We start from the raw sequence: 20097 nt of genomic DNA, 5'->3' as shown, positions 1-20097 counted from the left end.
GGCTCAGGGCTCAGGGCTCAGGGGGAGGGGCCCGGAACGGGGGCGCCCGGGGTGTCGGTCGGACACCCCAGGCGCCGGGGCCCGGCGGCGGGTCCCCCAAGGGGAGGGGCCCGCCTCGCCCGGTCACTCCTTGATGGAGACCGTGTCGAACTGCTCGCCGGTCAGCGGCGAGGAGACCAGGCCCTCGACGTTCTGGCTCACCACGATGGCGGGCGGTGAGTGGGTCAGCGGCACGGCCGGCAGGTACTCCTCCACGAGCTGGGCGTTGAGCTCCTTGTACTTCGCCTCGCGCTCGGCGTCGTCGACGATGGCGTCGGCGTCCTTCAGGTCCTTCGCGAGCTCCTGACCCCACTCGTACTCGCCGGTGGCGAAGCGGTTCTCGGTGCTGCCGAAGAAGGTGCCGATGAAGTTGTCCGGGGAGTCGTAGTCACCGGTCCAGCCGAGCAGGAAGGCCTGGGCCTGGCCGGTGTCCACGCCGTCCAGGTAGCCACCGTTCCACGGCTTGGAGTTGGCCTTGACCGTGATCCCTGCCTCCTCCAGGTCAGCGCGCACGGCCTCGAAGATCTTCTGCGGGTCCGGCATGTAGGGGCGCGAGACCTCGGCCGGCCACCAGAACTCGAGCTCGAGGTTCTCGGCCCCAGCCTCCTTCAGCAGCTTCTTGGCCTCCTCCACGTCATGGGGGATCGCCTCGAGCTCGTCGTTGTAGCCCTTCACGGTGCTGGGCATGAACTGGCTGGCCACCTCCGCGTTCTCGGGCAGCTGCGTGGTCTTCAGCTCCTCGCGGTTGATCGCCATGGCGATCGCCCTGCGGACGTTCGGGTCCTTGAGCTTCTCGTTCTCGGTGGGGTTCAGGCCCAGGTACAGGATGTTGAACGGGTCGCGCTTCATCACCTGGTGGCCCTCGTCCTCGAGCGACTTCCAGTCGATGGGGTTGGGCAGGTCGTACCCGTCGATGGAGCCGGCCTTCAGCTCCTGCTTGCGAGTGGACTCGTCCGGGATCACCTTGAAGATCACCTCGTCGAGCTTGGCCTTGTCGCCGTGGTAGTCCTCGTTGCGCTTGATGGTGATCGTCTTGTTCGACGTGTCGTACTTGTCGAAGGTGAACGGGCCGGTGCCGGTCGGGTGCTTCGTGGCGTACTCGGGGTACACGAACCCCTCGCCCTGCGCCTTGACCTCGTTGGCCTTGTACTTGTCCATGGCCGTGGGCGACTGCATGGCCAGCGCGGCGAGCGTGAGCATGGTGGGGAACTTGGAGGTCGAGTTCGCGATCGTGATGACCGCCTTGTTGTCCTCCGGGGCCTCGCAGCCCTCGTAGAGGGACTCGGCCTTGCCGTCCTTGAAGCCGCCCATGGTGTCCTGCCAGTAGGCGGAGACCGAAGGGCTCTGGCCGGCGCCCTTCTGGTCGTACATGCGCTCGAAGTTCTTGCACACGGCCTCGGCGTTGAAGGGGGTGCCGTCGTGGAACTTCACGCCCTCCTTGAGGGTGAAGGTCCACTCGGTGCCGTCGTCGTTGGACTCCCACTCGGTGGCCAGCCCGGGGCCGACCTCGGCGGTGCCGGGCTTGATCTCCAGCAGGCCCTCGAAGATCTGGCGGGTGATGCGGAAGGTCTCGCCGTCGGTGGCGTAGAAGGGGTCGAACAGCTTGGGCTCGCCCGTGGCACCGAAGGTCAGGGTGCCTCCGGAGGCACCCTCCCCGCCGTTGCCGGAGTTGCTGCCCTCGTTGCCGCCACCGCCACCCTCTTCGCGCTCCGAGTCGGCGCAGGCCGTCAGGGTGAGCGCTGCGGCGCAGATGCTGGCCGCGATGGCCGCCTTGCGGTTGGTGCTCATGAGCTCTCCTCAGCGTGTCTCGCGGCCGAGCGGGAGCCCGGTTCGCGACCTGTGGCCGTCCAGCGGCCGATGTGTCGCAAACGCTATGCGGGCCCGGGCGGTGGTGTCAGCAACCACGGCCCGCCGGGGGGGTGATTGACACCAATTCGTGACCTGCCCGCATCCTGCGGGATACTGGAGCCCATGACGCAAACCTCCCGCGCCGACCGGCGCAATGTGGCCATCGTGGCCCACGTCGACCATGGCAAGACGACCCTCGTGGACGCGATGCTCCACCAGTCCGGGGTGTTCGGTGAACACTCGAAGGTGGACGAACGGGCGATGGACTCCGGTGATCTCGAGCGGGAGAAGGGCATCACCATCCTCGCGAAGAACACGGCCGTGCACTACCGCGGCCCGGCCGCCCAGGAGGTGGAGGGCGTCGGCGACGACGGCGTGGTGATCAACATCATCGACACCCCCGGCCACGCTGACTTCGGTGGCGAGGTCGAGCGCGGTCTCTCGATGGTGGACGGTGTCGTGCTGCTCGTCGACGCCTCCGAGGGCCCCCTGCCCCAGACCCGGTTCGTGCTGCGCAAGGCGCTGGACGCCAAGATGCCGGTGATCCTGGTCATCAACAAGGTCGACCGTCCCGACGCGCGGTGCGCCGCCGTCATCGACGAGGTGTACGAGCTCTTCATGGACCTGGGTGCCGAGGAGGAGCAGATCGACTTCCCGATCATCTACGCCTCCGGCAAGGCCGGGCGCGCCTCGCTGGACAACCCGGGCGACGGCCAGCTGCCGGAGAACCCGGACCTGGAGCCGCTCTTCCGCACCATCATGCAGACCGTGCCCGCCCCGGTCTACGACGACGAGGCCCCGCTGCAGGCCCACGTGACCAACCTGGACTCCTCGAACTTCCTCGGCCGCCTGGCGCTGGTGCGCATCAAGAACGGCACGCTGCGCAAGGGCCAGACGGTCGCGTGGATGAAGCGTGACGGCACCGTGTCGAACGTGCGGCTCTCGGAGCTGCTCGTGACCGAGGGCCTGGAGCGCGGCCCCGCCGAGGAGGCCGGCCCCGGTGACATCGTCGCCGTCGCGGGCATCTCCGAGGTGATGATCGGCGAGACGCTGGCCGACCCGGAGAACCCGGTGGCCCTGCCGCTGATCCACGTGGACGAGCCCGCCATCTCCATGACCATCGGCACCAACACCTCGCCGCTGGCCGGCCGGGTGAAGGGCTCCAAGGTCACCGCGCGCCTCGTGAAGGACCGCCTCGAGTCCGAGCTGGTCGGCAACGTGTCCCTGAAGATCCTCCCGACCGAGCGTCCCGACGCCTGGGAGGTCCAGGGTCGTGGCGAGCTGGCGCTGGCCATCCTGGTGGAGCAGATGCGCCGCGAGGGCTACGAGCTCACCGTCGGCAAGCCGCAGGTGGTCACCAAGGAGGTGGACGGCAAGGTCCACGAGCCGGTCGAGGCCCTCACCATCGACGCCCCGGAGGAGTTCCTCGGTGCGATCACGCAGGTGCTGGCCAGCCGCAAGGGCCGCATGGAGGAGATGTCGAACCACGGCACCGGCTGGGTGCGCATGGAGTTCCGCGTGCCGAGCCGCGGCCTCATCGGCTTCCGCACCGAGTTCCTCACCGAGACCCGCGGCACCGGCATCGCCCACCACATCTTCGACGGGTATGAGCCGTGGTTCGGCGAGATCCGCACCCGCATCTCCGGGTCGCTGGTGTCCGACCGCGCGGGGACCGCGACCTCGTATGCGATGTTCAACATCCAGGAGCGCGGCACGCTGTTCATCAGCCCCACCACCGAGGTGTACGAGGGCATGATCGTGGGCGAGAACTCGCGCGCCGACGACATGGACGTGAACATCACCAAGGAGAAGAAGCTCACCAACGTGCGCTCCGCCGGCGCCGAGGTGCTCGAGCGCCTCGCCCCGCCGCGCGCCATGAGCCTGGAGCAGTCACTGGAGTTCTGTCGCGAGGACGAGTGCGTGGAGGTGACGCCCGAGGCCATCCGCATCCGCAAGGTCGTCCTCGATGCGGTGACGCGCGGTCGTGACGCGCGGCGCGCCAAGAACGCCTGAGGCCCACCAGTCACGTCCGGCGCGCCGCGCCGGACGTGACTCCGCGAGAACGGGCGCCCACCCCCGCCGGGGGTGGGCGCCCGTTCTCGTGCCCGCCGGCAGTGCCGCAGGCGTTCGCCGGCTCAGCGCACGAAGCCGAAGAGCACACCGCCGACGGCGAGCAGCCCGATGAGGACCAGGAACCAGTTCTGCCAGGAGCCCCGGTACCGCGCCAGGGCCGGCACCGTGGCCACCGCGTACATGGGCAGCAGGAAGATCAGCATCGCCATGACCGGTCCGGACAGGGACTCGATGGTGGCCAGGATGCCCGGGTTCAGGATCGCCGCTCCCCAGGTGACGGCGAAGATGACCACCGCGGCGGCGATCTTCATGGTGCGGTCGCTGATCCGCTGCTCACGGTCGGCCACGGCACGGGTCAGGCCGATCAGCCCCTCGGAGGCGCCCAGGTAGTGGCCGAAGAAGGAAGAGACGATCGCGGCGATGGTCACCAGCGGGCCGAGGACCGTGAAGAACCAGTCACCGCGCTCGTTGGCCAGGTGGGAGAGCACCGGCAGGTTGGCCTCGCGGGCGGTGACCACGCCGTCGGGGCCCAGCGCCAGCACGCAGGACCACACGAAGCCCATCGTGAAGACCACCAGCAGCAGGGCCGAGCGGAAGAGCACCTTCGAGGCGCGGCGCTCGGCGTCCTCACCGTGGGCCCGCTCCATGGCCATCGAGAAGGAGGAGACGGCCGCGGCGTGGTTGAACGCGAACACCAGCACCGGGATCATCAGCCACACGCTCATCAGCAGCGGCCCCAGCCCGGGCCACTCGGTGGCGCCCTCGAAGGACCAGTCCGGCACCAGCATCGCGGTGGCGATGGACAGCATCACGATCAGCGGGTAGACGACCACTTGGGCCACCCACAGCATCACCTTCTGGCTGGCGACGACCACGGACATCAGCAGTCCCACCAGCACCAGCGAGAGCAGCCACCGGGGCACGCCGGTCCAGCCCAGCTGGTTCTCCAGCAGGCTGCTCACGGAGTTGGTCACCGCCACGCCGTAGATGGGCAGAATCGGCAGGAAGCACAGCGCGTACAAGGCCGTGACCAGCAGGCCCTTGCCCTCCCCGAACTTCTCCCGCGAGAGCTCGGTGATGTCGGTCTCGGGGTCGTCGCCGGAGACCACGAAGCGGGCCAGCGCCCGGTGGGCCAGGAAGGTCATGGGGAAGACCAGCAGCGTGCCGATCACGAGCGGCCAGAAGCCGCCGGCGCCGGCGTTGAGTGGCAGGAACAGGATCCCCGCGCCCACGGCGGTCCCGAACAGGGTCAGTGTCCAGGCGTTGTCGCTGCCGGAGGGGTTCTGCGACTCGTCCGCGCGCAGCAGGGTCGACCCGTGGGCCGTGGTGGGGACGTCGGTGCGTCGCAAGAGGTCCTCCAGGTCGGACGGTGGGCCCGAACACTGTAGGGGCAGTGCAACAGCCCGAGGCAGCCACCCCTCATCGGGGCGCGGCGGTGGGGGGCGCGGTGGTGCGGAGACCCGGCGCGTCAGTCGCCGATGGTGTCCTTCGCGCGCTTCACGATCTGCGGGTCGGGTGAGCCCACGATGTCGGTGTCCTTGCCCTCGTAGTCGAACTGGCTCAGGAAGTAGCGCATGGCGTTGATGCGGCCCCGCTTCTTGTCGTTGGACTTGATCGTGATCCACGGCGCCCAGTCGACGTCCGTGCGGGCGAACATCTCCTCCTTGGCCTCGGTGTAGGCGTCCCACTTGTCCAGCGAGGCCAGGTCCATGGGGGAGAGCTTCCAGCGCCGCACCGGGTCGATCTGGCGGATGGCGAAGCGGGTGCGCTGCTCGTGGGCGGTCACGGAGAACCAGAACTTGGTGAGCGTCGTCCCCGCGTCGGTGATCATCTTCTCCAGCTGCGGTGCCTGTTCCATGAATTGTTCGTAGTCGTCACGGGTGCTGAAGTCCATGACCCGCTCCACCCCGGCGCGGTTGTACCAGGAGCGGTCGAAGAAGACCATCTCGCCGGCGGTGGGGAAGTGGTTGACGTAGCGCTGGAAGTACCACTGGCCCAGCTCGCGCTCGCTGGGCTTGTTGAGCGCCACCACGCGGGCGAATCGGGGGTTCAGGTGCTCCGTGAAGCGCTTGATGGTGCCGCCCTTGCCGGCGGCGTCGCGCCCCTCGAAGACCAGGATGTGGCGCTGCCCGGTGTTCAGGGTGTGGTTCTGCAGCTTGATGAGCTCCACCTGCAGCAGGTACTTCTCCACGTCGTAGTCCTCGCGCGTCATACGCTCGGCGTACGGGTAGTTCTCCCGCCAGGTCTCCACCGCGCGGCCGCCGGGGTCGATGAGGTCCGGGTCCGACCCCTGGTCGTCGCGGACCGTGTACCCCTCGCGGGAGAGACGGTCGATGTACTCGCGCAGTTCCATCTGCATGTCGGCAAGATAACGCCCTTCGGTGACCACAGGGTGAACGGAGCCCGGCCCCGTGCGGCGCGCGCGGACGGTTCGTTGCCTACCGTGGGGCCATGCCCTCCGACGCCCCGGCCACCGTCCCCGTCCTTGCGGTCCACGCCCACCCCGACGACGAGACGCTGGCCACCGGGGTCGCCCTGGCCACCCTGGCCGAGCGTGGGCACCCGGTGCACGTGCTGACCTGCACGCTGGGAGACCACGGAGAGGTGCTGCCGGCCGAGCTGCGGCACCTGGAGGGCACCGCGGACCTCGCGCCGCACCGCCGAGGCGAGTTGGCGGTCGCCTGCGCTGCCCTCGGGGTGGAGCACCGGGTGCTGGGAGAGGAGCCGGGCGTGCCGAACCCCACGGCCGTGCGCTACCGCGACTCCGGCATGGCCGGAAGCTCCGAGGCGGAACACCCCCGGGCCCTGGTCAACGCCGACCGGGCCGAGCTCGCCGACCTGGTCCGGGAGGAGATCCGCCGGGTGGGCGCCCGCATCGTGCTCACCTACGACGAGACCGGCGGCTACGGCCACCCGGACCACGTGGCGGCCCACCGGGCGACGGTGGCCGCGGTGCGCACCATGCCGGTTGCGGAGCGGCCGCAGCTCTTCGCGGTGGTCACCCCGCGCTCCTGGGAGCAGGAGGGCCGCCGGTGGGTGGCCGAGCGGGTCGAGGCGGTGCCCCCCTCGGGCTCGTTCCGGGGCCGCCCGACCGCCGGGGTGCTCGTGCCCCACCCGGACGGGCCCGATGCGGAGCGCCGCCCCGGTGCCGTGGAGGTCGACGCCCTCGCCTCCGGGGTGCGCGCCGACAACGACGTCACCCACGAGGTCCACGGCACCCCCTCCAGCCTCGAGGCGGTCTCTCGCGCCCGTCGCGCCCACGCCACTCAAGTGGCCGAGCACGACGGGTGGTGGGCGATGACCAATCTCGTGGCCCACCGTGCCGCTCCGGCGGAGGGCTACTCGTGGCTGGACCCCGCCTCTGGGCGCATCGTCACCGGGGACTCCGACCTGCGAGCCCCGTTGGCTGGTCCGATGGCGAGCCGCGAGGACTTCCGCTCGGCGATGGGGCACTTCGCCACCGGGGTGACCGTCCTCACCACGCGCCTGGGGGCGGGGGAGCACGCGATGACCGCGAACGCCGTGATGTCGGTGTCCCTGCACCCTGTCTTGCTGGCCGTCTGCATCGACAACGCGGCCCGCTTCTGCGAGGCCCTCGAGGCCAGCGGCGTGTTCACGGTGAACGTGCTGCCGGCCTCGGCCCGCGGCCACGGGGAGTGGTTGGCCACGCCGGGCCGACCGCTTGCGGGGCAGTTGGACCAGGTGCCCGCCTATTCTGGTCCGATGACGGGTCTGCCCTTGCTCGAGGAGGCCTCGGCCCGGGCCGAGTGCCGGGTCGTCCACCGGGCGGTGCTGGGTGACCACACCTTGTTCGTCGGGCTGGTCGAGGACGTCTCGGAGGGGGAGGCCGCGGCCGGCGCCGACCCGCTGCTCTTCCACCGGGGCCGGATGCGGGGCCTCCTGTGAGTTCCTCCCCCCGGCAGGCCGGGAGCAGCTGGCAGAGCCTCGTGGCGTCCCTCTTCCTGCTGATGGGCCTAGTGGCGTTGATCTACCTGGCGCTGGTGTTCGTGGTCGGGCGCACCACACCCTCGCACCTGACCGTGGGCGGCGTCGACGTGAGCAGCATGGCCCCCGACGAGGCGGAGCGCTCCCTGGAGCAGGAGGCGGAGCGTCTGATGCAGCAGCCGGTCACCGTCGTGGCCGCGGGCGAGGAGCACGAGTTCACCCCGCAGGAGCTCGGTCTGGGCTACGCCGTCGCCCGGAGCATGCGGGGTACGACGGGTCGTACCTGGGACCCGCGGGACCTCTGGGCACGGGCCACCGACCAAGTGGACCGCGACTGGGCGGTCACCCTCGACGAGGGGCGCCTGCACGACCGCCTGCGCGACCTCTCCGCGGAGATCGACGTCCCGGCCACGCGCGCCACCATCGAGCTGCGCGGTGCCGAGGTCGAGGTGACCGAGGGGTCGACCGGTTCGGCGCTCGACGTCCGCGAGACCGGGGAGTCGGTGCAGGACGCTTGGCCACGCGAGCACCGGGTCGAGGGCACCGTCGAGGAGGTGGAGCCGGAGGTCACCGCCGCGGTGCTGCGGCGCTTCGCCGACCAGGTCGTCGAGCCCGCCCTGTCCGCGCCCGTCACGCTCGTGGCCGTTCCCGTCGAGGGGCCGCGCCAGGGCCCGTCCGGCGAGTCGGCCGACCCGGCGTCGCCCGAGCCCTCCGACGGCTCGTCCGCCAGCGCCTCGGCACAGGACGAGCTGACCGCCACCCACCGGGTGACGATCCCGGCGGACCAGATCGCGGAGATGGTCTCCATCGGCGGCACGGCCCGCGAACCCGCCCTCGAGGTGGACGCCACCCGCTGGCGCGACGGGTTGCCGGACGACCACCCCTTCTCCGACCGGGAGGCCCGGGAGGCGAGCCTGCGGCTGGAGGACGGCAGCGTCCGCATCGAGCCTGCGCAGGTCGGGCGCTCGGTCTCCACGGGCGACATCGAGCAGGGCGTGCGCGACGCGGTGCGCGCCCAGGAGCGTGAGGCGCGGGTCACCGTCAGCGTCACCCGGCCGTACGAGCTCGGGGACGGGTGGACCGCCCAGCACCTGTCCACCTTCACCACCATGCTCCCGGGCGGGGAGGGGAACGAGGGCCGCACCCGCAACATCCGCACCCTCACCCGCAAGATCCACGGCACGGTGGTGCCCGCCGGCGAGCAGTTCAGTCTGCTCGAGGTGATGGGGGAGCCCACCAAGGAGGCCGGGTACGAGGAGGCCCACGTCATCAGCAACGGCACGCTGTCCCATGCGGTCGGCGGCGGGCTGTCCCAGGTCTCCACGGCCGTGTACAACATGGCCTTCATCGCCGGGGTACAGCTGGACGAGCACAAGCCGCACAGCTACTACATCGCCCGCTACCCCGAGGGGCGTGAGGCGACGCTCTGGTACCCGGCCATCGACAACGCGTGGACCAACGACACCGGCTCGCCCATGATCATCAGCGCCCAGCTGGACGGCCGGGAGCTCATCATGAGCCTCTACGGCGAGAAGCAGTACGACGTGGACGCCACCACCCGGCCACGCCAGAACGTGGTGCCCTTCCGCAAGTACCACAGCAACGACCCCGAGTGCGTGGATCAGGGCGGGGTCGACGGCTTCGACGTGACCGTGGAGCGGATCCTCACCCCGTACGGGGACCACGACGGCGAGGAGCGCACCGAGGTCATCGAGACGCACTACGACCCCAGCGACGAGGTGTTCTGCACCAACCCCGAGTCCCCGGAGTACTCGGGCTCGCAGGAGCCCCCGTCCGACGAGTACCGCCCCTTCTCGCAGCGCGAGCAGGACGTGAAGGACGACGCCCGCGCCGAGGCCGAGCGCGAGCTGCGCGAGGACGAGCAGGCCGATGCGGAGGCGCAGGAGGAGGACGGCCGCCCCGAGGGGACGCCGAGCAGCTCGGCGGAGCCGGAGCCCAGCGGGTCCTCGACACCGCAGCCCAGCGGTTCGGCCTCGGGGGACTGAGGCGGATGACCCCCATCGTGCCCGCACCGGGCCACAGACCATAGAATGAGGAGCCGGTGGGAGACCCTGACATCCGCCGTGCCCAGCAGCCAGGAGGATTCGCGTGACCTACGTCATCGCTTTGCCGTGCGTGGACGTCAAGGACAAGGCCTGCATCGACGAGTGCCCGGTCGACTGCATCTACGAGGGTGAGCGCTCGCTGTACATCCACCCCGACGAGTGCGTCGACTGTGGTGCCTGCGAGCCCGTCTGCCCCGTCGAGGCCATCTACTACGAGGACGACCTCCCCGAGGAGTGGGCCGACTACTACACGGCGAACGTCGACTTCTTCGACGACCTGGGCTCGCCCGGTGGCGCCGCCAAGATGGGGATGATCCCCAAGGACCACCCGCTGATCTCCGCCCTGCCACCGCAGGGTGACGCCTGACCTGGACCCTGTTGACCGGACACCGCCCGCGCGGTGTCCCCGCCCCGCTGAGTGCCCGCCGTGCGCGGGCTCCCCGAGAGGATGAGCATGACCGCCGACAAGGCACCCGCCACCTTCACCCACGAGGACGTCACGCTGGAGTTCCCCTTCATCGCGTCCGTCGAGGGTGACAACGGCTACGACATCTCCGCCCTCCGCAAGGAGACCGGCAACGTGACCCTCGACGTGGGTTTCGTGAACACGGCCTCGTGCTCCTCGGCGATCACGTTCATCGACGGCGACGAGGGGATCCTGAGGTACCGCGGCTACCCCATCGAGCAGCTGGCCGAGAAGTCCACCTTCATGGAGGTCGCCAAGCTGCTGATGGACGGTGAGCTCCCCTCCGAGCGGGAGCTCGAGTCCTTCCGCGAAGACGTCCGCGCCCGCGCCGAGATGCCCGAGGGCATGAAGGACTTCTTCAAGTCCTTCCCCACCGACGCCCACCCGATGCCGGTGCTCTCCTCGGCGATCTCCGCCCTGTGCACCTACGACACCGAGAACCTCGACCCCTTCGACCCCGAGCAGCTGGAGAACGCCTCCCGCCGCCTGATGGGGCAGGTGCCGGTGCTGGCCGCCAACGCCTACCGCAACCGCCAGGGCCTCCCGCCGATGCAGGCCGACACCAGCCTGACCGTGGTGGAGAACTTCCTGCGCATGACCTTCGCGGACGCCGAGGGCAACTACGAGCTCGACGAGCGCATGGTCCGCGCGTTGGACATGCTCTTCGTGCTGCACGCCGACCACGAGCAGAACTGCTCCACCTCCACGGTGCGCCTGGTCGGGTCGGCCAACACCAACCTCTACGGCTCCATCTCCGCCGGTGTGCAGGCCCTGTGGGGCCCGCTGCACGGGGGTGCCAACCAGGCCGTGCTGGAGATGCTCGAGGAGATCCAGAACCTCGAGGGCGGTGTCGAGGAGTTCGTCCGCAAGGTTAAGAACAAGGAGGACGGCGTCAAGCTGATGGGCTTCGGCCACCGGGTCTACAAGAACTACGACCCGCGCGCCGCCATCGTGAAGAAGACCGCCGACGAGGTGCTGGAGCACCTGGGCGCCGGGGACGAGCAGCTCGAGATCGCCATGCAGCTGGAGAAGGTCGCCCTCGAGGACGACTACTTCGTGCAGCGCAAGCTCTACCCGAACGTGGACTTCTACACCGGCCTGATCTACCAGGCCATGGGCTTCCCGACCGACATGTTCACGGTGCTGTTCGCCATCGGCCGTCTGCCCGGCTGGATCGCCCAGTACCGCGAGATGATCAACGACGAGAACACCAAGATCGGCCGCCCGCGCCAGATCTACACCGGTTCGGAGCAGCGGGACTACCCCACCGCCTGAACGAGTTCCCCGGCACCACCCCGGTCCCGCCCCGTCCTGCACCTGCAGGGCGGGGCGGTTACCGTGATGCGGTGAACACGACGAGCAGGCAGGCACCGAACGACCCCTGGGACGGCGACCTCCCCGAGGGGGCGGGAGCCGCCACGGACCCCAGCCGTGAGGTCCCGCAGCCCGAGGGGCTCCCGGCCCGGCGCCACGACTACTTCAGGGGCCCCTTGCGCCTGCGGGGCCGTCGGGTGCCGGAGGAGACCACCGACGAGCGGCTGCTGCGCAACGACGGCCAGGGCGCCTTCATCCACACCGACCCGTGGCGCGTCATGCGCATCCAGGCCGAGTTCGTGGAGGGCTTCGGTGCGCTGGCGGAGCTCGGGCCGGCTGTGAGCGTCTTCGGCTCGGCCCGGGCCGCCGCGGATTCCCCGGCCTACGCCTACGGCCTCGAGGTGGGGCGCCAGCTGGTCGAGGCCGGGTACGCCGTCATCACCGGCGGCGGCCCGGGCACCATGGAGGCCGCCAACCGCGGGGCGCAGGAGGCCGGAGGAGACAGCATCGGCCTGGGCATCGAGCTGCCCTTCGAGGCGGGGCTCAACGACTTCGTCGACCTCGGGGTCAACTTCCGCTACTTCTTCGTCCGCAAGACGATGTTCGTCAAGTACGCCAGCGGGTTCATCGTGCTCCCGGGGGGCTTCGGCACCCTCGACGAGCTGTTCGAGGCGCTGACGTTGGTGCAGACCGGCAAGGTGACGCACTTCCCCATCGTGCTCATCGGGACGGACTTCTGGCAGCCCCTGCTGGACTGGCTGCGCACCGTCCTGGTCGAGCGCGGGATGATCTCGCCGAAGGACCTCGACCTGCTCCACCTCACCGACGACCCGGCCGAGGCCGTCCGCCACATCGTGGAGAACCCCGGGGCAGCCCGGAGGGGGCGCCCCCCGGAGTGAGGCCTCGGCGGGCCGGTGGGGCTCCGGCATGTCATGATCAGCGCCATGGTCGTCGTTCTCATTGCCCTGCTGGCGTGTGTCGTGGCCTGGGTGGCCGCCGTGGTCATTGGCCGGCTCCCGGCGGGGGAAGGTGCACTGGCGCCCGAGATCCCCGGTGACGCCGCGGTGCACCTGCCCGACGGTCCCCTGCACCCCGAGGACGTCCGGGGCCTGCGACTGCCTACTGCGGTCCGGGGCTACCGGATGGCGGAGGTCGACGACATGCTGCGCCGCATGGCCGAGGAGCTGGAGCACCGCGATGCCGCCCTCGCCGAGATGCGTTCCCAGCGCCCCGCCAACCTGTGACGCAGGCCGTTTCATGGCAGGGTGACAGGCACCGTCCGCACTGTTCGGACCGTCCACTGCCCCACGCCCCCGTCCCGGACCCGAGAGGAACATCGTGAAGTCGTTCGAGGTGGAGCGCTTCGCGCACGCCCCCGTCGAGGCCCTGTGGCCGTTGGTCGCCGACTTCGGCGGTGAGGGCCGGTTCACCCCCTACCGGGTCACCTCGGCCGCTCCCGGCCCGGTGGCCGTGGGATGGACCTTTGAGGCGCGCACGCCGGTGGGGCTCGTCTCGGCGCGCGACGCGCTGAAGGTCACCCGTTGGACGCCGCCCGCCGGCGGCGCCGCCGCGTTCTCGCTGCGCCGGGTGGGCGCCAAGGTGGCCGGCTGGTGCGACGTCACGCTGACCCCGCACCCGCGCGGCTGCCGGGTCTCCTGGCGCGAGGCCGTGAAGACCTCCACCCCCGGCGCCGCCGGGGCGGTGGAGCGCGCGGTGGACAAGAACCTGCGCCGCGCGATCGACGAGGCCGAGGCCGGCATCCGCCGCCGCTGACTCACTCGCCGGTGAAGACCGGCTGCTCCTTGGCCAGGAAGGCCTGCACGGCGCCGCGGTGGTCGCGGCTGGACCCGGTGCGCTTCATCTGCGTGGCCTCGAAGGCCAGCGCGCCGGCCAGGTCCGTCCCCTGGGCGGTGCGCAGCGAGGACTTGATGCCGGCGAAGGCCAGCGTGGGTCCCTGCGCCAGGCGCTGGGCGAGCGCGTCCACGGCCTGGTCCAGCTCCGCGGCCGGCACCACGGTGCCCACGAGCCCCATCTCGAGGGCCTCGGTCGCGGAGAGCTTGGCGCCCAGCATGAGCAGCTCGGTGGCCCGGGCCGGCCCCACCAGCCGCGGCAGGTGCCAGCTGGTGCCGGAGTCGCACGAGAGCCCGATGCCGGAGAACGCGAAGGTGACGGCGGCCCCCTCAGCCATGATCCGCAGGTCGCAGGCCATGGCGAAGGCCGCGCCGGCGCCGGCACAGGCGCCGTTGATGCGGGCGATCACGGGCTTGTCCATGCCTGCCAGCAGGGTCACGATGGGGTTGTAGTGGTCGGTCACGGTCGCCCACGGGTCCGGCTCGTCGAGCAGGCGGATGTGCTCCTTGAGGTCCTGCCCCACGCAGAAGGCGCGGTCCCCGGCCCCGGTGAGCACCACGGCCCGGGCCAGCGGGTCCTCGGCCACCTGCTGCAGGGTCTGCAGCAGCCCCTCCTTCACGGCCGTGTCCACCGCGTTCATGGCGTCGGGGCGGTTGATGGTGACCGTCGCGACCCCGTCGGTGAGGTCGAGCAGGACGGGCTGGTCGGGCTGGTCGGTGGGGGCGGGCTGGTCGCTCACGGGGCGTCCTCCTGGGCGTCGGGGGTGATGACCCGAGCCTGCCACCTGAGCCCGCACACCGGGAGCCCGCGCGCCCGGATCGGTTGCGATTGGGTGACGATCCGCCCCCCGGGAGCCGTCGGCGGGTACCACTGCGGGGAATGAGAGATAATGGGTCCCGCGACAGCGGTCCTGCGCCTGCTGGACCATCCGGTGCCGATGCCGCACGAGCGATCGGCACGACGACGAAAGGTAGATCATGGCTGCCATGAAGCCCCGCACCGGCGACGGCCCTCTGGAGATGACCAAGGAGGGCCGCGGGATCGTCCTGCGCATGCCCCTGGAGGGCGGTGGTCGCTTGGTCGTGGAGATGACTCCCGACGAGGCCAAGGACCTCGGCAGGGTCATCAACGACTGCGTCGGTGGCTGACCAGCCGTCACGGCACTCTTGACAGGCCCTCGCCCCTGCGGGTGGGGGCCTGCCCGTCATCCGCCCGGCGCGTGGGCGCATAGTGTGGCCCCATGAATCGTGAGCAGGCCGCACTGGTGGGGTACGCCGAGCACTGGTCGACGCCACCGGCCGGGGCGTCCGACGCGGCCGACCTGGCCCGCACGGTGGCCCGCGGTCGCGACGCGGCGGCCGAGGGGGCCCTGTTGCGCATGTTCGCCCGCACCTCGCGGGCCCGGGCGGCGGTGACGGCCACCACACTCGGGGGAGCGCTGCCCCTGTGGATCCTGCAGGGCATGCCCACCGACGGAGCGCTCACCTGCATCGACCACGAGGCCGAGGCCGCGCTGACCCGGCGCGCGACGGCCTCCGCGGGGGTTCCGCAGCACCGCTGGCGCGTCATGCCGGGGAACCCCGGGGAGGTCATGAACCGGCTGCGGGACGCGGCCTACGACCTGGTGGTGCTGGACGCCACGAGCCCCGACCTGGCCGAGCAGGTGCAGCAGGCGCGCCGCCTGGTGCGCTCCGGCGGGCTGCTGGCGATGGTCGGTGTGGGGCTGGACGGCCGCCTCGCCGACCCCGTGGACCGCAGCAGTGGCACCCACCTGGTCCGCTCGGTGCTGGAGGAGTGGCGCGAGCTCGACTCCGATGCGGTGATCGTGCCGGTGGGCGCGGGGGTGGCCGCGGCGGTGATGCCGTGACGGGGGACTGGCACACTGTGCCTGCACGCTCCCGGTGGAGGGGGCCATGCTGCCGTGCGCTCGGGCCGGTGGCACCGACGACCAGGACGGGAGCACGCAGGTGAACATCTTCGGGATGTCGCAGTGGGAGCTGCTGCTGATCATGGTGGTGGTCCTGGTGATCATCGGCCCCGACCGGCTTCCCGGTGCCGTGGAGAACGTCCGCCGCTGGATCCGTCAGGCGCGGGACATGGCCAACCAGGCCAAGGGGGACCTGCGCGAGCAGGTGGGCGACGACATCGACCTCGACTGGCGCAAGTGGGACCCGCGCCAGTACAACCCCAAGCGCATCGTCCGCGAGGCGCTGATGGAGGACGTGGAGTCGCTCAACCCGTTCGCGCCGGACCCGGCCGACGACACCCCCGCCGGGGTGGAGGAGTCCGAGGCCGCCGTGGCACCGTCCCGGCACGCCCTCGAGGGTGCGGGGCGCCGCTGGGGCAACCCGCACGGTTACGACCCGCTGGCCCCCACCCCCTTCGACACCGACGCCACCTGAGCCCCCCGGTCGCGCCCGGCCGCCCGCAGCGGCCCGCCGGCACGGCCCCCGACGCGAGGAGGCCCTCCCCATCAGCGCATCGATGGGGAGGGCCGCGGCACGTACCGGACGGGTCAGACCGGGCTGATGCCCAGCTTGCGGCCGGACAGGCCACGGGCCCGCTGGGCCAGGCCGGAGGCGATGTCGTTCAGGGCCGACCCGGCGGCGCTGTCGGGCGCCGAGAGGACGACCGGCGTCCCCGCATCGCCGCCCTCGCGCAGACGGGTGTCCAGCGGCACCTGGCCCAGCAGCGGCACCTCGCCGCCCATGGTGCGGCTCAGTGAGTCGGCGACGGTCTGACCGCCACCGGAGCCGAAGATCTCCTGGCGGGTGCCGTCGGGCAGCTCCAGCCAGGACATGTTCTCGATGACGCCGGCCACGCGCTGCTTGGTCTGCATGGCGATGGCGCCGGCGCGCTCGGCCACCTCGGCCGCGGCCTGCTGCGGGGTGGTGACCACTAGCAGCTCCGAGCCCGGGAGCATCTGCGCCACGGAGATGGCGATGTCACCGGTGCCCGGGGGCAGGTCGAGCAGGAGCACGTCGAGGTCGCCCCAGAAGACGTCGGAGAGGAACTGCTGCAGGGCGCGGTGCAGCATCGGGCCACGCCACACGACCGGCTGGTTGCCGGGCACGAACATGCCGATGGAGATGACCTTCACGTCGTGTGCCAGCGGGGGCATGATCATCTCGTCGACCTGCGTGGGCTGGTGGGTCACGCCCAGCATGCGCGGCACCGAGAATCCGTAGATGTCGGCGTCCACCACGCCCACCTTCATGCCCTGGGCGGCCATCGAGGCCGCGAGGTTCACGGTGACCGAGGACTTGCCCACGCCGCCCTTGCCGGAGGCGACGGCGTAGATGCGGGTCATGTTGTCCGGGCGCTGGAAGGGGATCTCGCGCTCGGCCTGGCCGCCGCGCAGCGTCTGCTTGAGCTGGGCGCGCTGCTGCTCGTCCATGACGCCCATCTCGACCGTGACGCGCTCGACGGAGTCCACCTGGGAGACCGCCGCCGTGACGTCCTTCTCGAGGGTGGACTTCATCGGGCAGCCGGCGATGGTGAGCAGGATCCGGACCGTGACGTGGCCGGGGTCGGCCTCGTCGAGGCGGACGTCACCGACCATCCCGATCTCCGTGATCGGGCGGCGGATCTCCGGGTCCTGGACGGTGCTCAGGGCACTGCGGATGGCGTCGAGATCAGGAGTGGGCATGCCCTCCATCGTACGTGCCACTGCGGGTGGCACCCCCACACCGGGGGGAGGTGGGGGCCTCGGTGGGTGCTGCGTCCTGCGCCGTGTCCGGGGCGGGGTCGGGGTCGACGGGGTCCTCCGCGCGGCGGGCCTCGCGCTCGTCCAGCTCCTCCAGCAGGTCGGTCAGCAGGTCGCGCAGCTCGGAGCGCACGTAGTCACGGCTGGCCATCTCGCCCACCGTCAGCCGCAACGAGGCCACCTCGCGGGTGATGAACTCGGTGTCGGCCAGGTTCCGCTCGTCGCGGGCGCGGTCCTGCTCGATGCTGACGCGGTCGCGGTCGTCCTGCCGGTTCTGTGCGAGCAGGATCAGCGGGGCGGCGTAGGAGGCCTGCAGGGAGAGGATCAGCGTCAGCAGCGTGTAGTTCAGCGCCCGCGGGTCGAACTGCGCACTCTCGGGCATGAACGTGTTCCAGCCCAGCCACACCACCACGAACAGGCTCATCCACAGCAGGAACTGCGGGGTGCCCATGAACCGGGCGAAGGACTCGCTCGCGCGACCGAAGGCCTCGGAGTCCACCCGCGGCCGGGGCAGGCGCCGACGGGTCGCCTGTGGGGTGGCCAGGCCGCCGCCCGGCTCGGTGCGGTCGGTCGGCTTCGGCGCCGGGGTGCGCGTCCCGCTGCGGACGGCGGCGCCGCCCACCGCCTTGCGTCGGTCGCGGCGCTCCCGCAGCTCGCGCAGGCGCTGGGCGCGCTCGTCCGGGTCGGTCTCAAGCGCCATGGGCTGCCTCCTCGTCCTGCACGCTGAGGGCCGCGGTCACGTCCGGGGCCGCTTCGTCACGGTCCTCGCGCCAGTCGTCCGGGAGGATGTGGTCCAGCACGTCGTCCACGGTGACCGCGCCGAGCAGCCGACGCTCGGAGTCCACGACGGGCAGCGAGATCATGTTGTAGTTCGCCATCGAGCGCGTCACCTCACCGAGGCTGGCGTCCACGTCGAGCGGCTCGATGTCGCTGTCCACCACGGCGCCGATCGACTCGTGCGGGGGCTCGCGCAGCATCCGCTGCAGGTGCACCACGCCCAGCAGCTTGCCGGTGGGGACCTCCAGCGGGGAGCGGCAGACGAACACCATCGCGGCCAGGGCCGGGTGGAGCTCCGCCCGGCGGACGGTGGCCAGGGCTTCGGCGATGGAGGCGTCCGCGCCCAAGATCACCGGCTCGGTCGTCATCATGCCGCCCGCGGTGTCCTCGCCGTAGGTCAGCAGCGTGCGCAGCGGCTCGGCCTCCTCGGGCTCCATCGCCCCCAGCAGCTCGGCCGCGGTCTCGTCGGGCAGCTCGCCCAGCAGGTCGGCGGCGTCGTCGGGCTGCATGGCCTCCAGCACGTCCGCGGCACGGTCGGTGCTCAGGTCCGCAACGATCGCGACCCGGTCTTCCTCGGGCAGCTCCTCCAGCACGTCGGCGAGCTTCTCGTCCGGCAGGGCGTCGGCCACCTCGCGACGGCGCTTGGGGGTGAGCTCCTGCAGGGCGTCGGCGACGTCCGCGGGCTTCAGCTCCTCGAAGGACTCGATGAGGCGGTCCGCCCCCTGCCGGGCGTCCTCGGTGTGCAGGCCGCTCACCGCATCGACGTCCACCACCAGGGTCTCCCCCCGTCGACGGAGGTTGAGGCGACGGCGCTGCGTGGGGTCGGCCTTGCGCACGAACACCTTGGCGACGTGCCAGTCCCGGTTGCGCTGCTGGGTGATGCCGATGTCCTCGACCGTCGCGTCGAAGGCGTCGTCCTCGTCGAGGCGCACGTGCACCTGGCGGTCGAAGAGCTCGGACTGCACGAGCACCTCGCGGGGGCGGCGCTCGAAGCGGCGCATGTTCAGCAAGCCGGTGGTGATCACCTGCCCGGCGTCGATGGAGGTGATGCGGGTCATCGGCAGGAAGACCCGGCGCCGCCCGGGCACCTCCAGCACCAGGCCGATGACGCGGGTCACCTGGCGGGCCGATGAGTGCTGGACCACCACGTCGCGGACCTGCCCGACCCGGTCACCGATGGGGTCGAACACGCCGAGACCGATGAGGCGGGACACGAAGACACGGGCTGCACTCACGGGCTCAGGGTAGTCGGGCGGCCGCTCGGCAGGTTCTCAGGCAACGATCAGGGATCTGGGAGAGACTGGGCCCATGAGCACGCAGGCAGGTATGGGACCCCAGGCCGGGTTGGGCGCCGGACGGTCGTTGCTGGAGCTGAAGAACCCCCGCTCCGTGGCGACCTACGACGACTACTCCGAGGCGCAGGGCGCCGTCGACCACCTCAGCGACAAGGGCTTCCCGGTGGACCAGCTGGCCATCGTGGGCAGCGACCTGCGTCAGGTGGAGCGGGTCACCGGGCGGCTCTCCTGGGGCCGGGTGCTCCTGGGGGGCCTGCTCAGCGGCCTGTGGCTGGGTGCCTTCGTGGGCCTGATCATGTCGCTCTTCAGCGACGACGGCTTCTGGGCCATCCTGGCCACCACCCTGCTGGCCGGTGCCTTCTTCGGTGCCGTGTGGGCAGCGCTGGGCTACGCCATGACGAGGGGCCGCCGTGACTTCACCTCGGTGACCGCCGTCGTGGCCACGAGCTACGAGATCCTCGCCGAGTCGGCCCAGGTGGCCTCCGCGCGCGAGCTGCTCGGTCTGAACGCGCAGGCGACCCCGGTGCACGAGGGGCCGAAGCGCACCTACGGCGAGGCCGTGGACGAAGCGCGCCGTCAGGAGAGGGCGACGGCGGCCGGCCAGCCCCAGTACGGCCAGCAGGAGCCGCAGGGGCACGCGCCGCAGGGGCAGCCGCAGTACGGCCAGCAGCCGGCCCAGGACCCGCACGCCCAGCGCGACCCGCAGGGCTGAGCCCT

At 71.1% G+C, this 20097-nt stretch carries 19 protein-coding genes; 12 read left to right on the top strand and 7 right to left on the bottom strand.

The genetic code is table 11. The features are described from left to right. Nucleotides 1–123: 123 nt before the first annotated feature. A complete protein-coding gene (locus tag KSED_RS09570) occupies nucleotides 124–1827 on the bottom strand; it encodes an ABC transporter substrate-binding protein (protein ID WP_015779894.1) in 1704 nt (567 codons plus the stop codon). A gap of 183 nt (nucleotides 1828–2010) precedes the next feature. Between KSED_RS09570 and typA the strand changes: the two genes are divergently transcribed. Continuing rightward, nucleotides 2011–3900, top strand: a complete 1890-nt coding sequence (typA, locus tag KSED_RS09565) for a translational GTPase TypA (RefSeq protein WP_015779893.1) — start codon at nucleotides 2011–2013, stop codon at nucleotides 3898–3900. A gap of 122 nt (nucleotides 3901–4022) precedes the next feature. Here typA and KSED_RS09560 read toward each other — a convergent pair whose 3' ends face one another. Both KSED_RS09560 and ppk2 read right to left on the bottom strand, forming a co-directional pair. Next, nucleotides 4023–5309 carry an SLC5/6 family protein gene (locus KSED_RS09560; RefSeq protein ID WP_015779892.1) on the bottom strand — a complete coding sequence of 429 codons (1287 nt, stop codon included), beginning with the start codon at nucleotides 5307–5309 and terminating at the stop codon, nucleotides 4023–4025. 119 nt (nucleotides 5310–5428) lie between these two features. Beyond that, a complete protein-coding gene (ppk2, locus tag KSED_RS09555) occupies nucleotides 5429–6319 on the bottom strand; it encodes a polyphosphate kinase 2 (RefSeq protein ID WP_015779891.1) in 891 nt (296 codons plus the stop codon). A 92-nt stretch (nucleotides 6320–6411) separates the two neighbouring features. Here ppk2 and KSED_RS15375 point away from each other — a divergent pair, with 92 nt between their 5' ends. The 7 genes from KSED_RS15375 (at nucleotide 6412) to KSED_RS09520 (ending at nucleotide 13524) form a co-directional block, all read left to right on the top strand. Beyond that, nucleotides 6412–7866: a flavin reductase gene (locus KSED_RS15375; protein WP_015779890.1), complete on the top strand. Its 1455-nt coding sequence runs from the start codon at nucleotides 6412–6414 to the stop codon at nucleotides 7864–7866. Beyond that, nucleotides 7863–9911 carry a VanW family protein gene (locus KSED_RS09545; protein WP_015779889.1) on the top strand — a complete coding sequence of 683 codons (2049 nt, stop codon included), beginning with the start codon at nucleotides 7863–7865 and terminating at the stop codon, nucleotides 9909–9911. The genes KSED_RS15375 and KSED_RS09545 overlap by 4 nt, the downstream gene beginning before the upstream one ends. A 103-nt stretch (nucleotides 9912–10014) precedes the next feature. Then, nucleotides 10015–10338, top strand: coding sequence for a ferredoxin (gene fdxA / locus KSED_RS09540; RefSeq protein WP_015779888.1), 324 nt, complete (start codon nucleotides 10015–10017; stop codon nucleotides 10336–10338). Between the two features lie 87 nt (nucleotides 10339–10425). Then, complete coding sequence (locus KSED_RS09535; RefSeq protein ID WP_015779887.1) at nucleotides 10426–11712, top strand: citrate synthase; 1287 nt, start codon at nucleotides 10426–10428, stop codon at nucleotides 11710–11712. A gap of 71 nt (nucleotides 11713–11783) precedes the next feature. Beyond that, nucleotides 11784–12650, top strand: a complete 867-nt coding sequence (locus KSED_RS09530) for an LOG family protein (protein ID WP_015779886.1) — start codon at nucleotides 11784–11786, stop codon at nucleotides 12648–12650. A gap of 45 nt (nucleotides 12651–12695) precedes the next feature. Further along, nucleotides 12696–12995 carry a DivIVA domain-containing protein gene (locus tag KSED_RS09525; RefSeq protein ID WP_015779885.1) on the top strand — a complete coding sequence of 100 codons (300 nt, stop codon included), beginning with the start codon at nucleotides 12696–12698 and terminating at the stop codon, nucleotides 12993–12995. Nucleotides 12996–13089: 94 nt separating this feature from the next. Continuing rightward, nucleotides 13090–13524: a DUF2505 family protein gene (locus KSED_RS09520; protein WP_015779884.1), complete on the top strand. Its 435-nt coding sequence runs from the start codon at nucleotides 13090–13092 to the stop codon at nucleotides 13522–13524. A gap of 1 nt (nucleotide 13525) precedes the next feature. Here the strand turns inward: KSED_RS09520 and KSED_RS09515 are convergent, their stop codons facing one another. After that, a complete protein-coding gene (locus tag KSED_RS09515) occupies nucleotides 13526–14341 on the bottom strand; it encodes an enoyl-CoA hydratase/isomerase family protein (protein ID WP_015779883.1) in 816 nt (271 codons plus the stop codon). A gap of 238 nt (nucleotides 14342–14579) precedes the next feature. Here KSED_RS09515 and KSED_RS14205 point away from each other — a divergent pair, with 238 nt between their 5' ends. From KSED_RS14205 to tatB, 3 genes are all read left to right on the top strand, one after another. Next, on the top strand, nucleotides 14580–14750 hold the full coding sequence (locus KSED_RS14205; protein ID WP_015779882.1) for a DUF3117 domain-containing protein: 171 nt from the start codon (nucleotides 14580–14582) through the stop codon (nucleotides 14748–14750). 92 nt (nucleotides 14751–14842) lie between these two features. Next, on the top strand, nucleotides 14843–15469 hold the full coding sequence (locus KSED_RS09510; RefSeq protein WP_015779881.1) for an O-methyltransferase: 627 nt from the start codon (nucleotides 14843–14845) through the stop codon (nucleotides 15467–15469). Nucleotides 15470–15515: 46 nt separating this feature from the next. Further along, the gene (gene tatB / locus KSED_RS09505) at nucleotides 15516–16004 is read left to right on the top strand and encodes a Sec-independent protein translocase protein TatB (protein WP_015779880.1); all 489 of its coding nucleotides are present in this window, start codon (nucleotides 15516–15518) and stop codon (nucleotides 16002–16004) included. A gap of 113 nt (nucleotides 16005–16117) precedes the next feature. Here the strand turns inward: tatB and KSED_RS09500 are convergent, their stop codons facing one another. The 3 genes from KSED_RS09500 to KSED_RS09490 are packed head-to-tail and all read right to left on the bottom strand — an operon-like array spanning nucleotide 16118 to nucleotide 19320. Next, the gene (locus tag KSED_RS09500; protein WP_015779879.1) at nucleotides 16118–17251 is read right to left on the bottom strand and encodes an Mrp/NBP35 family ATP-binding protein; all 1134 of its coding nucleotides are present in this window, start codon (nucleotides 17249–17251) and stop codon (nucleotides 16118–16120) included. Continuing rightward, nucleotides 17238–18008, bottom strand: coding sequence for a DUF1003 domain-containing protein (locus KSED_RS09495; protein ID WP_015779878.1), 771 nt, complete (start codon nucleotides 18006–18008; stop codon nucleotides 17238–17240). The genes KSED_RS09500 and KSED_RS09495 overlap by 14 nt, the downstream gene beginning before the upstream one ends. Then, nucleotides 17998–19320: a magnesium transporter MgtE N-terminal domain-containing protein gene (locus tag KSED_RS09490; protein ID WP_015779877.1), complete on the bottom strand. Its 1323-nt coding sequence runs from the start codon at nucleotides 19318–19320 to the stop codon at nucleotides 17998–18000. The genes KSED_RS09495 and KSED_RS09490 overlap by 11 nt, the downstream gene beginning before the upstream one ends. A gap of 73 nt (nucleotides 19321–19393) precedes the next feature. On the opposite strand from KSED_RS09490, the gene KSED_RS09485 reads away from it, so the two are divergent. Beyond that, nucleotides 19394–20092, top strand: a complete 699-nt coding sequence (locus tag KSED_RS09485) for a YflT domain-containing protein (protein ID WP_174260698.1) — start codon at nucleotides 19394–19396, stop codon at nucleotides 20090–20092. Nucleotides 20093–20097 lie beyond the last annotated feature (5 nt).

This window comes from Kytococcus sedentarius DSM 20547, from assembly GCF_000023925.1.
Classification (GTDB): domain Bacteria; phylum Actinomycetota; class Actinomycetes; order Actinomycetales; family Dermatophilaceae; genus Kytococcus; species Kytococcus sedentarius.
The sequence above is the reverse complement of the archived record's forward strand: the minus strand, read 5'-3'. Positions and strand labels throughout refer to the sequence as shown.

Bases quoted from the DNA above. Each gene is read 5' to 3' on its own strand.
- KSED_RS09570 (WP_015779894.1), bottom strand. From the start codon at position 1,827: ATGAGCACCAACCGCAAGGCGGCCATCGCGGCCAGCATCTGCGCCGCA.
- typA (WP_015779893.1), top strand. From the start codon at position 2,011: ATGACGCAAACCTCCCGCGCCGACCGGCGCAATGTGGCCATCGTGGCC.
- ppk2 (WP_015779891.1), bottom strand. From the start codon at position 6,319: ATGCAGATGGAACTGCGCGAGTACATCGACCGTCTCTCCCGCGAGGGG.
- KSED_RS15375 (WP_015779890.1), top strand. From the start codon at position 6,412: ATGCCCTCCGACGCCCCGGCCACCGTCCCCGTCCTTGCGGTCCACGCC.
- KSED_RS09535 (WP_015779887.1), top strand. From the start codon at position 10,426: ATGACCGCCGACAAGGCACCCGCCACCTTCACCCACGAGGACGTCACG.
- KSED_RS09525 (WP_015779885.1), top strand. From the start codon at position 12,696: ATGGTCGTCGTTCTCATTGCCCTGCTGGCGTGTGTCGTGGCCTGGGTG.
- KSED_RS14205 (WP_015779882.1), top strand. From the start codon at position 14,580: ATGGCTGCCATGAAGCCCCGCACCGGCGACGGCCCTCTGGAGATGACC.
- KSED_RS09510 (WP_015779881.1), top strand. From the start codon at position 14,843: ATGAATCGTGAGCAGGCCGCACTGGTGGGGTACGCCGAGCACTGGTCG.
- tatB (WP_015779880.1), top strand. From the start codon at position 15,516: ATGCTGCCGTGCGCTCGGGCCGGTGGCACCGACGACCAGGACGGGAGC.
- KSED_RS09500 (WP_015779879.1), bottom strand. From the start codon at position 17,251: ATGCCCACTCCTGATCTCGACGCCATCCGCAGTGCCCTGAGCACCGTC.
- KSED_RS09495 (WP_015779878.1), bottom strand. From the start codon at position 18,008: ATGGCGCTTGAGACCGACCCGGACGAGCGCGCCCAGCGCCTGCGCGAG.
- KSED_RS09485 (WP_174260698.1), top strand. From the start codon at position 19,394: ATGAGCACGCAGGCAGGTATGGGACCCCAGGCCGGGTTGGGCGCCGGA.